The organism is Streptomyces sp. NPDC101234 (genome assembly GCF_044767525.1).
Taxonomy (GTDB): Bacteria; Actinomycetota; Actinomycetes; order Streptomycetales; family Streptomycetaceae; genus Streptomyces; species Streptomyces sasae.
On sequence record NZ_JBIWOA010000008.1, the window covers coordinates 274,527 to 288,233 of the forward strand.

The window sequence follows — 13,707 nt, forward strand, 5'->3', positions numbered from 1 at the left end:
CCACGATCGCCGCAGGGTAGTCAGGCGCTCTGACACCGTCAGGCCGCGCACGATGCGTTGGCCGACCAGGCCCTTCAATGGGACAGCGTCTCGCCCTCTTCAACCTCTGCCTCGAAGTGGGTCTGCGCACGATCAAGAGCCTCGTCGACATCACAACCGTGAGCTCTCAGCCAATGCAGGACGTCAGCAATGAAGTCAATTGCCCGATCTTCCACCACCGCCATGCCCAGCAAACCCGATCCCACTGATAGTGGTTGAGCCCGCTCACGCCCGTAGACACCGAGCATCGTCTCGACTCGATTCACACGCATACCGCCGGCATGCCCGCCAGCTGACTCCAAGTCCGTCGCCAGCTCGCACCACGTTACCTTCCGGTCGGCTTGGAGCTGAACGCCCCAGCAGTCGGTAAGGGCATTGACCATCGCCAAGCCCCTGCCGGACTCCGCCTCAACAGATGCGGCGAGCAGGGTCGGCAGAGCCCGCGCGTCGGGATCATGGACCTCAATTCGTACCCGAGTGCCCCTCATGGAGACAGCCAGAGTGCCGGGAGTACCAACGCCCACGTGATTGATGACGTTGGACACAAGCTCACTGACACAGATCTGGGCGGCGTCGATGACGTCATGCAGCCCCCAGAGCGTCAGGTGAAGCCGCGTGATCCGCCGCAGCGCTGCAACCTCCTCCGGTTTTGCAGTGAATGGAAGGCTCCATGGCTTCCTCGAGACACCCGTGATGCAGTCCACTTTCCGTCTCCTCCCTCATCCCCTACCGTTCACAGCCCGAGTCGGGCCACACACAGAGAGTTGCATTGGAACTCTCAAAATGGAACTCTCATTCAGGGTTGGTGGTGGTGCAACCGCACTGCGAGCGCCCCCGGCGCGCGCCACCTTGCCGCCAGACAAGGACACCAAGGACGATCAGCTGGATCGACATGAAGGGCCGCAAAAAATGGCAGTTGGACCCACAACGCGCAGGCGCCAGCTAGGGGCGGACCTGCGTCGCCTCCGTGAGCACACGGGACTCACTCTTGAGGAGGCGGGCGCACGAGTCGGCATCTCGAAGGCGACCCTTAGCCGCTACGAGACCAAGGAGGGCACGGTCAAGTGGCCGGCGGTCGACGCACTCTGCCGCGAGTACGGAACAACCGACGACGAGCGCCTCGCCCTTGTCGAGCTTGCAAAGGGCGCCAAGATCCAAGGGTGGTGGCGATCACTCGCCGACCCCATCCCAGAGTCGATGAATCTCATGCTCACGCTTGAAGACGAAGTGGTACGCGAAGACCACTACGCCTGCATGTACATCCCCGGCCTCCTCCAAACTCGCACCTACGCTGAGGCGGTTCACCGAGCCTCGGAGGTGCAGTGCCCAGAGCGGGAGGTACAGCAAATGGTGGACATCCGCATGAAACGACAGGAACTCCTCGATCGGGATGATCCACCGCATATCTGGTGCGTGATCGACGAGGCGGCGCTACGGCGGCGCGTAGGCGGCCGGGATGTCATGCAGGAGCAGCTCCGGCACCTACTCGCTGTGGCACAGCAGCCTCACATCACAGTCCAGATCCTCCCCTTCTCGGCAGGCGCGCACGCAGCGTCTGTTGGCAGCTTCGCTGTCCTGCGAGGTCCAGCCACGGAACTGGACGTGGTGTACGTGGATCTACTCGGCGGCGGATTGTTCATGGAGAAGCAACCCGAACTGGAGCGTTATAGGTTGGCGTTCGAGTACCTCAGCGCCCAGGCACTCGACCTCGAATCCTCAGCCAAGCTTGTCGATCGCACACTCAGGGAGCCTTGATGACAACGCCCCCAGCGCACCGCTGGTTCAAGTCCTCGTTCAGCGGCGGCAGCGGAACAGAGTGCATTGAGTGCACCCATGCCGGCAACGACACCCTGCTGCGTGACTCGAAGCAAGGGGACGGCCCGATCATGACCGTCGCCAGTCACGCCTGGCGGTCGTTCATAGAGAGCCTGCACCGTGGGGACTTTCACGACTGACGAGCCTGCTAGACAGCTAACTCGTCTGCGCCTCAAACCACTTGAAACACCAACAACAACGTGATTATCATCCTCGGTGCACCGCTTCCCAAATCCGGCAATGCCAACCCTCCCCCAAAACGCGGTGTGAAAGGGCACGTTCATGCCTAAGGCTCGATACACCTTCGAGCTCCCGGTCCACCATGTGGACTACGGGAAGGAGGTCGCGATCAGCGACCTCAACATTGATCCCCAAGCGCAGCGAACTTTGAATGAGAGTCGCGCGCAGAACATTGCGAACCACTTGGTACGTGAGGCCATCGGTTCGATCGTCGTCTCTCAGCGAGTTGACGGCGATCTCTATATCATCGACGGTCAGCATCGGTGGCGTGCATGCGCGCTCGCAGAGATTCCCACCATGCGGGCAGACATCCATCATGGTCTCACGCAAGCCCAAGAAGCCATCCTCTTCCTGATCAAGAACCGCGAGTCGCACAAACCGCGCCCCATCGACGAATACCACGTGGGGCTCACCGGAGGCGTTCCTCTTTTCGTTGACACCGATCGCATCCTGAAGAAGCACGAGCTTGCGTTGGGCTCCTCCTCCACCAACAGCGTTGGCGCAGTGTCGGGAGTACTTCAGATCACCGATCGTTATGGAGCTCAGGTCTTCGATCGAACCCTGTCAATCGCCGAAGATGCGTGGGGCCGGTCTGCGGAGTCGTGGGACGGCATGCTCCTGGGTGGCATCGGTATGTTCCTGGGCCGCCACGGCGATCTCGTAGATGACAAAGAGCTCGCCAAGAAGATGGAGCGAATGGGATCAGCCGCGAAGTGGCGGTCGGAGATTCTCAGCCAGTCCTCCCGCGGCGGCTTCAACAACAGCGGCACCGGTTCTCGCGTGAGTACCTCTTATCGGATGATCGTCAACGCCTGGAACAAGGGCCGAAAGATTGAGAACCGCATCGAGATCTGAGACCATTTTCCCCAGCCTCGAACCCAGAACGGTCGATTAACAGAAAATCTAGATTGACAATCTGGACTTCTCGTGCGGATGGCGAATCGACCCGAGAAGTCCGGTGCGCCTGCCTATCGATTCATCTGTCGCTATGCAATCGATACGGACTCGATTAGATCTCACACCACTAGAGATTTCAGATTAGTGGCCATAAGAAATCATAGTCATGCAGGAGACTTAATGGGCACCCCAGAAGCGGGAAGTTCAAAGATCGAGATCGAGATCGATCCGGACGACGAATTCGGAGAGTCTTACGAAGAGCCTGGGAAACTCACAGCTGAGCAAGTTCAAGGCAGCGTCATCTACACCGTTGACTGGACTATCGGCTCTGTAATCGATCAGATCGACGCAGATCCGAATGCCCCAGACGCTCAAGGTGTCATTTTTACATCACCTCCTTTCCAACGCAGGACCGCTTGGAATAGTGACCGTCAAAGCTTGTACATCGAATCACTTATGCTCGGGCTCCCCATTCCTCCGCTAGTGCTGGCGGAAAGCCTTACAAACCCTAGTCATTTTTACGTTCTAGACGGAAAGCAGCGACTGACAGCGCTCAAGGCCTTTGTGAAGGGAGATCCGGAAAAGCTCAAGCTTTCCGGTCTCGAATTGCTTGACGATCGCATCTCAGGCAAGAACTTCGATGAAATTCGCCTGAGCTCTGACACTAGGCGCCTCATCCAGACAATGTACGCCCAACCGATCCGCACAATCGTTGTGAGGAACTGGCGAACGCCAGCACTGCTACACCTGATCTTTTCTCGGCTTAACAAAGCCAGTGTGCCACTGGCGTCACACGAGTTGCGACAAGCACTCTTCCCAGGCCAACTCACCTACTTCATCAACAAGGAGAGCGCTGAGAGCCGGCCCCTCCTGAGGGCTAGACGACTCAAAGAGGCAGATACTCGCCTAAGGGACGCAGAGACCCTGCTTCGCTACATCGCCTTTAAGACCAACATTACCAAATACGGTGGGGATCTTCGAGACTTCCTCGATCGCGTACTCCGCGGAGGAAACGACCACTACGGCGAGATCGAATCCAACCTCAGAGATCTGCTCCAGAGCCTCGAATCCGCAATCGAAACAACCTTTGACATCTTCGGCAGGACCGCCTTCTTGCGGTTCGACGCAGGCCGAGATAAATACATGCCACGATTCAACGTGGCGGTATTTGATCTAATGACATGGTATTTCGCAGACCCGCAAATTCGAGACTTGGCGAAGGAAAATTCCAATCGGGTCATAGAGGCATTCGAGAATCTGTGCCGCAACGATGAGGAGTTCTCTTCCTATCTGATCTCAACCACGAAGCGGGCCGATGCGGTAAACGGTCGGATCGACCTCTGGGGCCAGGCCTTGGGGGCGGCAATTGGAATGCGGGTTGCCACAAGCGACTACATCCTACCCTTCCTGCCCATAGCGCCCCGTAAGGCGTAAAAATGACTGACCTCTACCTGGGCACATCGATCAAAGGGCCGTGCCGGAGATCTCGAAGAATCCTTGCGCTCCGGGCCAGAGTGCAGCAGCTGGCGACATCGCTTTCCGTGACACCAAACCTAGTTCCTCAAAGTCAATCAGACACGGATAGACTCCACTCATTCCGGGTCCTGATGCATGCCGAAGTCCAGCACTATGTCGAGAGCGTGGCGCGCAACATACTCGATGTTAGCGAAAGAAGATGCCGCCAATCCCGCTTGACCCATGCGGGACATCACCTGCTTGTTTTTCAATCACTTAACCCGCTGAGCCTGCCCCGCAATTCAGCGCAGGCTTCATACCCCGGATACTCGAATAGAGATCTTCGAGCCAATTGGAATTCAACATCCGGCTCGCTACTAAAGGCTATCGAAGCCCACAGGAGGAGAATTGCAGGAAATAACGGGATAAAGCCGGCAAATCTCAATATGATTCTGATACCGCTCGGATTTCGCGACACCTTCTTCACTGTCCAGTTTCGCGATAAAATGCAAGAGCTTGGGGAGAAGCGGGGCCAAGTAGCTCATGGAGCTGGAGCCCTAATGTCCACAATTCCCACTGGGGCCCAAGAACTGAAACTTTACCAGGACATCGATGATGGCTTGGCCAAAATGGATAGATACGCTCCGCGTGTTTTGATGCCAATCTGGCGTTAGTGGGCATGCCAAGGGATATCAGTCAGCAGCCAATTGGGGTATCAGCCCAACGTTTCACCGCGCTCGTACTCAACTCGGAACGACCCGACAGATCTCGTTTGAGGGTCCCTCCCCACCCAAACATGGCGCAGACTCGTAGCCCACATGGTGAAGTACTCCATTTCGTCTGCCTCTTGTCTGACCATCGAGCATCGGCCTCCTGTTGGCAACTTCCGCTCCTCCTGCAAGAGTTGGACGCACCACATGAGGCGCGGGGGAACGGGCGGGAGTCGTGGTACAGAGGCGTCGGCAAGTTGTGCTGTGCGTGTGTGCTGTCGTACTCGCGCTCGTCGCCGTCTTCTATCCCCGCAGCGCCGATGACGTCGTCGCCGCCACCCAGTTCAGCATCGCCTTCTTCGCCACGCTGCTCACCGGCGAAGCCGTGATCTTTGCGCTCACCTTCTCCGCGGCCAGCTCCTGGCCCTCGTTACAGGCGATAGACGGGCACATCGCCTTCCGGGAGTGGGTGCTGATCGGGTGGTTCGCGGCTCTCTTCACCGCGTGCGGGCTGCTCGGCGACAACAGGGTCAGCGCGACCTACGGCGCGCTGCTGTTCTTGCTCGCCAACATCTTCGGGATCTTCTCCTTCGTCCAGCTCTTCGGTCTGGCCAGCGTCGGCGGTCGTAACCGGCTGCTGTGCCGCACGCTCGCCGAGGCGCTCGGGCAGTCGGGCGCGGACGTCGGCTCCTTGTCCCACGGCATCGAGAACAGCCCGGTCGTCAACGCCTACCTCGGCGCCATCAGCGAGGCCGTGACCAGCAACGACCCGACCGCCGTCAGGAACCTCGTAGACCAGCTGATCGAGGCCGAGGTCGCGGTGGATGCGGCCGAGAACGCGATCACCCTCCATATCGACGTCCTGCACCGGCTCGCCCGCGCCGCTCTCGTCAGCGGGGCCGATCCGATCCAGGCGACCACCTGTGGTCACGCCCTGGTCGATTCCGTCGTGCGGCTGTGCCGGCCCCTGCCCGAGCCCGCCCCGCCGCTCGGCGCCCTCAGTCGCTATCTGGCCTGGCTGGCCAACACCGCGCTGTTGATGTCCGTACGCGGGGTCGCTTCCAACCGGTCCGCCCGTGAGCTGGTCGCCCTGAGTACCGACGCCCGGTCAAGGATCCTGCGGTGTGTCGACCCGGACCCGAAGTCGGCCAGTGGCCCGGACGAACTCGGCACTCTGCTCCCGGATCCGCTCCAAGTCCTGATGTGGAGCTCGGACTTCGCCGAGTTCCACGGTGCGCATCAGGCCGGTGCCCTGTACGGCGTGTACGAGATCCTCACCGGCACGAAGTTCATGGGGAACTACTGGGACGGCGCGTCCATCCTCACGCAACTGCGCCGGTCGCTGTTCGGTGGTGTCGATGACGCCGTGGACACTCCGGCGGCGGACTCGGCGCGTACGGCCTTCGGCAGCGTCGAGGAGTACGACCACTTCTGGGCCCTGACCTCGGTGACCGCGCTCGCCACTCTGCGGGACTGCCGGGTCGGTCATCCTCCGGAGCTCGTACGGCCCGAGTTCACCCCTGATCATCAACTGCTGGGCGCGTATCTGCGGACGTTCGCCACTCACCGCTACTTCGACACGGCAGAGGAGGCGCGTACGGCCCTGCTCCGGCTTCTCTCCCGTACGGCTCCGGCCGGGTCGGCGAGCGAGCATGGGCATCATGGGCGGGTCGGACGGGCGTACGGTGTGCCCGCCCCGTACGTGGAGCCGCAGCTCCGGCCCGGCGCCGTGATCCTGGCTGTCGCGTGCCGGCTGGCTCCGCTCGTGCCCGGCGGGGACGACGCGGAGCTGCGTGGCTTCCTCGCCATGCTCCCCTCGGTCAGTCTGCGGATCACCGCCGGTCTGGCCGCCCGTGTCCTGCCCGGTGCGGCCACGGTCGCGGAGACGGATCCGGTCGAGGCCGTCGTCGTAGGCCTGAAGGTCCTGACGCTGGTCGGGGCGCACACCCAGGAGGGAGCATGACGGATCCGGCCCTGGACGTGGGCCTCTGGCGTGAGCGTATCGCTGCGCTGGAGTCGGAGACGGTGACGGCCGCCGTCGTGGTGCAGTGCGATCTGGCGTGGCTCCGGGCCGATCTCCTCGGTCTCCGCAACAAGATCGACCAGGCCGTCATGAGGGCCCAGTTGCGGCGCGGTGCCGGCCTCACCGTCGACCGCGTGGTCCTGCACAGTCTCCCTGTCGACTTCGCCGCCGCTGCACGGGCGTTCGAGGAATGGCAGCTTCGGATGTCGGCCGCCGGTCTGCTGCTCTGTGCGGACGGACGGCCGGCGCCCAGGATCCACCGTCTCATCCTGGGCGGCGACCAGTCGCCCGCGCCCATCCCGGATATGGTCGAAGTGCTGGACAACGGCGACTGGACCGACCACCGGCAGGCCGGGCTGGCGCTGGACATCATCCATACAGCCGGTGCCACCACGCCCCTCACGGGCTACGACATGAACCTGGACGGCCCGTTCGGCGACGCCGATCCCTCCGTCTACATGTGAGCCGTCCACATGTGAGCGCGGTCGTGAGCGGCCCACCAGAGACTTGGAGACCAGGTGCCCTTCTCCCCCGAGATCCCCGAGGACCACGCCTTTCTCGCCCAGGCCATCGAGCTGTCCCGGCACGCCCTGGAGGACGAGGGCAAGACTCCGTTCGGGGCCCTGGTGGTCATCGACGGGGAGGTGGTCGGCACGGGCACCAGCTCGGTCATCGAGCTCCGCGACCCGACCGCGCACGCCGAGGTCATGGCCCTTCGCGCCGCGGGCAGCAAACTCGGCCGCCACTTGATGGAGGGCTCGGTGATGTACTCCAGCAGCGAGCCGTGCCCCATGTGCCTGGTGGCCTGCTACTGGGCCCGTGTCTCCCGCCTCGTCTACGCCGCCACCAAGCAGGACTCAGCGGTCAACGGCTTCGAGGACCTCCAGTTCTACCGCGAGCTCACCGTCCCCAACGCCGAGCGAACCCTCCTTGAGGAGACCGCGGTCGGCGGCGAAGTCCGCGAGATCGCGGCGGCGGCCCTGGCCGGTTGGGCCGAGAAGATGCCCTTCCCGGTGGAGCCCAAGCTCTGAACCTGCCGATGGGTCCGGGCTTGACGGCTCTGCGGGTGCGAGGCGCGAGCCCGATGGTCTCGCAGCAGCCCCGTCAGTCCCTTCTGGAACCATGCGGCGATGACCACCACATCACCTGATCAGCGCCCTGCCGAGGTCACCTTGGAGTTCCTGCGCTCCGCGATCGAGCCGGAGTGGCGTGAGCCGGCGCTGGGGCACGAGGGTGTCTCGGCGTGGGAATCCGAGCACGGGGTCGTGCTTCCGGAGCCGTACCGGAGTTTGATCGCCGAGGTCGCCAACGGGTCGCCCCTCGGGCCGCCGGAAGACGGCGGCCTTCTCCCTCTGGGCTGGCTTCCGCCGGACTGGCCGTACGAAGGGGATCGCGATCCCGCCGCCCCGTTCCCGCTCCAGGAGGCCTGGGCTTGGGAAAGCGAACCCCTCGCCGACGACCATCACGAGCGCGTCGCCGACGTCTTCAACCACGGCTCCGTCGTGCTCGGTACCGACGACGGCCTCTTCTACTGGGTCCTGGTCGTGACCGGTCCCCAACGAGGCAAGGTCTGGGTGGTCACCGACGTCGGCGCCTACCCGTATCCGATGCCGGAGGCGGCCGGCTTCCTGGAATGGGTGCAACGCTGGCACGCTGACGGCGGCTGGTGGGACTGACCGCTCCCCGAACACAGAGTCAGACGCACGACGAGGGCAAGCGGCTCGAACATGAGGGAGACCGGACAGGCCAGGCCTGTCCGGACCTTGATCCTCATTCCGAGAACTCCACATTCCGAGAACTCCACCTCGACGTCCGATACCCGCCGGACCCGGCCGCCCGTCCCGGGCATGGTGGGCCACATGGTCAACGCGTTCGAGGGGCTCATCGATCGGTTCCTCGGGTCCAGTGCCGAGTTCGAACGGAATCTGCGCGCAGTGCGATCCGAGCAGCGGTCCTGGCCAACGCCCTGCACCGAGTGGAACGTGCGGCAGTTGGTCAACCACTTGACGTCGCACCGCAAACCTTCGCCGGGCCACCAGCCCTGTGATCGACAGGAGGAACCGCTCTTCCGGTCGCGGTACCGTCCTGCCATGTCCCGATCAGCCGATGCCGGCCCCTCCCAGCGCCCCGTCACCGCAGACGACGTCGACCGTGCCGTGCAGCTTGCTGTGGCGGTCCTTCGCGAGGCGCCTCCGGCTGCTTGGGACGGCAGGGCCGGTTCGCTGGAATGGGACTGCTGGGAGACCGTCGAGCACCTCAGCGACGACCTCTTCGCCTACGCCGCGCAACTGGGCCCCAGAACACCGCCCTTGGACAGCGAGGTGCCCTTCGTGTACGAGAGCCGACGGCCCGGCGGTCCGGCGAACACCATTCACGCGAACCGCGAGGCGGGGCCCGCAGGACTGCTGCAGGTTCTGGAAGCGAGCGGTGCGCTGCTGGTCGCCATGGTGCGTACGACGCCTCCGCAGACCCGCGCTCACCACGTCTTCGGTGTCTCGGACCCCGAGGGCTTCGCCGCGATGGGGATCGTGGAGACCCTGGTGCACATGCACGACCTGGCACAGGGTCTCGATCTCGCTTGGAGCCCGCCTGCCGATCTGTGCGCTCGGGTGCTCGCCCGGCTGTTTCCGGACGCACCGTCCTCCACGGACACCTGGCCCACCCTCTTGTGGGCGGCCGGACGCGCCGAACTACCGGGACACCCTCGCCTCACCACATGGCGCTGGGACGGCACACCCCGGGCATAGGGCGGCGCGGCGTTCTCACATCGCGCGCAGGCCGTGGTCCGCGAAGGTGATCAGCCAGTCGAAGCTCTCGTCGATGTCGGCGCTCCACTGGAAGGCGTCGACCGACTGCAGTGTGGCGAAGCCGTGGCAGAGGCTGCGGAGTGTGCGCAGGGCGTGGTCCACGTCGGGTTCTGCGGTTTCTGCGGTTTCTGTGATCTCCGCGGTTTCTGCGATCTCGTAGCCGCGCAGGACCGCTGTGAAGGAATCGAGCAGTCGTCGGCTCGCGGTGGCGAGCGGGTCGTCGGGGCCGGTCGGTTCGATGCCGATCGTCGCGGCGTAGCGGCCGGGGTGTGCCAGGACGAAGGCGCGGAAGGCGTGGGCCGCGGCCGCGAGGGCGTCGCGGCCCGCGTGTCCCTGGACCGCGCCGCCGACGGCATCGGCTGCCTCGTTCAACGCCAGGGTGGCGATGCGGCGGTTGAGGTCTTCTTGGCCGTCCACGTGTTTGTACAGGGACGGGGTGCGTACGCCGAGTTGCTCGGCCAGCAGGCCCATCGTCAGGTTGGCGAGGCCCACCTCGTCGGCGAGGGCGGCGCCGGCCGCGACGACGGCCGTCGGGTCCAGGCCGGCCCTAGGCACTGGCGGCGTCCGACCGGAGGGATCGGAGGAAGGCGAGCGTCAGTGAAACCATCTGGTCGGGGAACTGGTCGTGCGGGTAGTGCCCGGCGCCCTCGATCGTCTCCAGGCGGCCGAGGCCGGACGGCAGGGCGTCGACGATCGCGGAACCCTCGGCGTGCGGGTCGGCCCAGTCGGGGTCGAGGGTGCCCATCACGACCAGGACCGGGCAGCGGACGTTGCCGAGCTGCGCGCCGGCGTCGGCCGGGGTGGTGCGGCCCATGCCCTGCAGCGCCTTCATCCGGCCCGGCTCGCGCAGCAGGGAGTCGATGCGGCCGAGCCGCTCGGTCCAGTCGGCCGGCTTCACGCCGGGGTAGGCCACGTCGAGGTAGGAGCGCCAGAGCGGCACGCTGCCGAAGGCGCCCGCGCCGAGCAGCCGCAGCATGCCCTGCCGGAAGCGCTTGACCCGCAGGTCGCCGAGGCGGAGCGACTGCTTGCGGGTGAACGGCGCCAGCTCGACGACCGCGCTGATCAGCGAGGGCTCCTGCGCCGCGGCGATGGTGGCGGCGCCGCCGGAGATCGAGTGGCCGACGAGCACGGCCGGGCCGCCCAGGTGGCGGATCAGGGCGAGCAGGTCGCCGGCGATGGCGGTGCGGCTCCAGGCCGGCCAGTCGGCGCTGGACTCGCCGCAGCCGCGCAGGTCGACCGCGGCGACCCGATGGCCGGCCGCCACCAGCTGGGGGATCACGGCACGGTACGCGGCGCGGCTGTCGGCCATGCCGTGTGCGAGAACGATCAGCGGGCCGGAGCCCGACACCTCGTAGGCGATCGTGCCGCCGTCGACGGCAAGGTACTCGGTCATGACACTCCTCGGATGGCGCGGCTAACGTTGTTAGCTTGAAGCTAACCTTGTTAGCCAAAGCTGTCAACCGCGCACCGGGCCAAGGGGCGGCACAGTCGTCGCGCTCTGTTCAAGTTCCCCTCCCTTGAGCGAGGTTGACGCGAGTTGCGCCGGAGGGGGATCATCCACTGCCAGACGCCGACGGACGAAGCCCCGAGCAGACCAACGGAGTTGAGCGCGTACCGGCCCGGTCGACGAACCGATGGCCCGTCGTATGCCATGTCCGTGCGGCCAGTTGATCTCTTATTGATCTCTCTGAGGTCCGGGGACCCTTTTATGAGAACGAGCATTCCCAGACGCGCAGACGCGTCGAAGCGCCGCCGTGCGGCCCTGCTGACCGCCGTCGCCGCACTCGCCGTCACGGGCGGGGCGGCCGTGCCGATGCCGGCCCTCGCCGCCGGTGACACCGCGGAGTCGGCGACCTCTCTGCAGCAGGACTTCACGGCCGCCGCCGACGCCTACCACGTCCCGCAGCAGGTGCTGCTGGCGGTGGCGTACCAGGAGTCGGCGTGGGACACGCACGCCGGGCAGCACAGCACGGACGGCGGCTACGGGCCGATGCACCTGACGGACGTCACCCCGGCCATGATGGCGGGGGGCGACGCGGGCGCGGCGGGCCGTGCCGACCTGGCGAAGCTCGCCGCCGATCCGGCCCTGCACACCCTTCAGGCGGCCGCGAAGCTGACCGGGCTGTCGGCCGAGGAGTTGCGCACCGACCCGACGGCCAACATCCGCGGCGGCGCGGCGCTGCTCGCGTCGTACCAGCAGGCCGTCACCGGATCCACCTCCGCGGATCCCGGCAACTGGTATGCGGCCGTGGCCCGTTACAGCCAGTCCAGCCGGCGGCAGGGCGCCGAGGCCTTCGCCGACCGGGTGTTCGCCACGGTGCAGAAGGGCGCGGGCCGCACCACGGCCGACGGCGAGCGCGTACGCCTGGCGGCCGACAGCGATGTCGACCCGGCCACCGGCCAGTTGAAAGCCCTGGACCTGAAGTCCGCGGCGACCACGGACACCGAGTGCCCGACCACCGTCGCCTGCACCTTCGTTCCGGCCGCGGCGTCCAACGGCCAGGTCTCCAACCGCCCCGCCAACGGCATCCGGATCGACAGCATCGTCATCCACGACACCGAGAGCTCGTACGACGCCGCCATCACCACCTTCGAGAAGGCGGGCGGTTCCGCGGCGCACTACGTCATGAGGTCCTCCGACGGCGCGGTGACGCAGATGGTGCCCACCAAGGACCTCGCCTTCCACGCGGGCAACTACTCCACCAACATGCACTCGATCGGCATCGAGCACGAGGGCTACGCCGCGCACGGTGCCACCTGGTACACCGAGGCGCAGTACGAGGCCACGGCCGAGCTGGTCGAGTACCTGGCCGATCGGTTCGGCATACCGCTGGACCGCCAGCACATCGTCGGCCATGACAACGTCGCCGGGCCGAAGTCGTCCCTCGTCTCCGGCATGCACTGGGACCCGGGCCCGTCCTGGGACTGGAACCACTTCATGAACCTGCTCGGTGTGCACACCGGGCGGCACGGTGTCGGTCCCGTCGGCTCGGTGGTCACCATCGCCCCGCGCTTCGACGACAACCTGCAGACCGTCCAGATCTGCCCCTCCGACGACCCGACCGGCGCGACCACCGCGTGCACCGAGACGCAGCAGCCGTCGAACTTCGTCTACCTGCGCACCGAGCCCAGCGACACCGCGCCCCTCTTCGGGGACCAGGCGCTGCACCCCGGCGCGGCCGGCACCGACCGGATCAACGACTGGGGCGGCACCGCGGCGGCGGGACAGCAGTTCGTGGTCGCCGACCAGGACGGGGACTGGACCGCCATCTGGTACAGCGGCTCGAAGGTGTGGTTCTACAACCCGCACGGCTGCAACACCGCGCCCGCACACGGGGTGAAGGTGATCACGGCGGCCGGTGACTCCCCGGTGGCGGTCTACGGCTCCAGCTACCCGGACGCCGCCGAGTACCCGGCGGGCCTGTCGCCGTCGACGCAGGCGCCGCTCAGCATGTACACCGTCCCGGCCGGCCAGGCCTATGTGGCCACCGTGGCGCCGTCCCTCACGGACGACTTCTTCCCCTCCAGCGGTGCGGTCGTCACCGGCGCCAAGGCGATGTACACCATCCAGTACAACCACCGGGTCGCCCTCGTGTACTCCTCGGACGTCACGGCCACGGACGGATGAGGACGACGGTCCGCTGACGGCACGCCGCTCGGAAAGTGGTGAAAGTGGTGCCCAGGAGGTTCCGGCCTCCTGGGCACCACCCATGTCCGGCCG

General features: G+C 65.2%; 14 protein-coding genes. 11 read left to right on the forward strand and 3 right to left on the reverse strand.

What is annotated here, in order from left to right:
* Positions 1-74: 74 nt before the first annotated feature.
* A complete protein-coding gene (locus tag ACIRR9_RS17550; protein ID WP_403752152.1) occupies positions 75-743 on the reverse strand; it encodes an ATP-binding protein in 669 nt (222 codons plus the stop codon).
* A 205-nt stretch (positions 744-948) separates the two neighbouring features.
* On the opposite strand from ACIRR9_RS17550, the gene ACIRR9_RS17555 reads away from it, so the two are divergent.
* The 10 genes from ACIRR9_RS17555 to ACIRR9_RS17600 all read left to right on the forward strand — a co-directional run bounded on the left by ACIRR9_RS17555 (position 949) and on the right by ACIRR9_RS17600 (position 9,926).
* Positions 949-1,794, forward strand: coding sequence for a helix-turn-helix domain-containing protein (locus tag ACIRR9_RS17555; protein ID WP_403752329.1), 846 nt, complete (start codon positions 949-951; stop codon positions 1,792-1,794).
* The gene (locus ACIRR9_RS17560) at positions 1,794-1,994 is read left to right on the forward strand and encodes a DUF397 domain-containing protein (protein WP_403752155.1); all 201 of its coding nucleotides are present in this window, start codon (positions 1,794-1,796) and stop codon (positions 1,992-1,994) included. The genes ACIRR9_RS17555 and ACIRR9_RS17560 overlap by 1 nt, the downstream gene beginning before the upstream one ends.
* A gap of 184 nt (positions 1,995-2,178) precedes the next feature.
* Entirely contained in the window at positions 2,179-2,949 is a 771-nt protein-coding gene (locus ACIRR9_RS17565) for a DUF6551 family protein (protein WP_403752158.1), read from the forward strand.
* A 222-nt stretch (positions 2,950-3,171) separates the two neighbouring features.
* Complete coding sequence (locus tag ACIRR9_RS17570) at positions 3,172-4,425, forward strand: DUF262 domain-containing protein (RefSeq protein ID WP_403752161.1); 1,254 nt, start codon at positions 3,172-3,174, stop codon at positions 4,423-4,425.
* 2 nt (positions 4,426-4,427) lie between these two features.
* Positions 4,428-5,120 carry a HEPN domain-containing protein gene (locus tag ACIRR9_RS17575; RefSeq protein ID WP_403752164.1) on the forward strand — a complete coding sequence of 231 codons (693 nt, stop codon included), beginning with the start codon at positions 4,428-4,430 and terminating at the stop codon, positions 5,118-5,120.
* 304 nt (positions 5,121-5,424) lie between these two features.
* Positions 5,425-7,119, forward strand: coding sequence for a hypothetical protein (locus ACIRR9_RS17580; protein WP_403752167.1), 1,695 nt, complete (start codon positions 5,425-5,427; stop codon positions 7,117-7,119).
* Complete coding sequence (locus ACIRR9_RS17585; protein ID WP_403752170.1) at positions 7,116-7,643, forward strand: hypothetical protein; 528 nt, start codon at positions 7,116-7,118, stop codon at positions 7,641-7,643. The genes ACIRR9_RS17580 and ACIRR9_RS17585 overlap by 4 nt, the downstream gene beginning before the upstream one ends.
* A gap of 54 nt (positions 7,644-7,697) precedes the next feature.
* Complete coding sequence (locus ACIRR9_RS17590) at positions 7,698-8,210, forward strand: nucleoside deaminase (protein ID WP_403752173.1); 513 nt, start codon at positions 7,698-7,700, stop codon at positions 8,208-8,210.
* Positions 8,211-8,309: 99 nt separating this feature from the next.
* Positions 8,310-8,855, forward strand: a complete 546-nt coding sequence (locus tag ACIRR9_RS17595) for an SMI1/KNR4 family protein (protein WP_403752176.1) — start codon at positions 8,310-8,312, stop codon at positions 8,853-8,855.
* A 183-nt stretch (positions 8,856-9,038) separates the two neighbouring features.
* Complete coding sequence (locus tag ACIRR9_RS17600; RefSeq protein WP_403752179.1) at positions 9,039-9,926, forward strand: maleylpyruvate isomerase N-terminal domain-containing protein; 888 nt, start codon at positions 9,039-9,041, stop codon at positions 9,924-9,926.
* Positions 9,927-9,941: 15 nt separating this feature from the next.
* Here the strand turns inward: ACIRR9_RS17600 and ACIRR9_RS17605 are convergent, their stop codons facing one another.
* Both ACIRR9_RS17605 and ACIRR9_RS17610 read right to left on the reverse strand, forming a co-directional pair.
* Positions 9,942-10,457 carry a TetR-like C-terminal domain-containing protein gene (locus ACIRR9_RS17605; RefSeq protein WP_403752332.1) on the reverse strand — a complete coding sequence of 172 codons (516 nt, stop codon included), beginning with the start codon at positions 10,455-10,457 and terminating at the stop codon, positions 9,942-9,944.
* Between the two features lie 76 nt (positions 10,458-10,533).
* Positions 10,534-11,379 (reverse strand): alpha/beta fold hydrolase, encoded by an 846-nt coding sequence (locus ACIRR9_RS17610; RefSeq protein ID WP_403752182.1) that lies wholly within the window; start codon positions 11,377-11,379, stop codon positions 10,534-10,536.
* Positions 11,380-11,694: 315 nt separating this feature from the next.
* Between ACIRR9_RS17610 and ACIRR9_RS17615 the strand changes: the two genes are divergently transcribed.
* The gene (locus ACIRR9_RS17615; protein WP_403752185.1) at positions 11,695-13,614 is read left to right on the forward strand and encodes an N-acetylmuramoyl-L-alanine amidase; all 1,920 of its coding nucleotides are present in this window, start codon (positions 11,695-11,697) and stop codon (positions 13,612-13,614) included.
* Positions 13,615-13,707 lie beyond the last annotated feature (93 nt).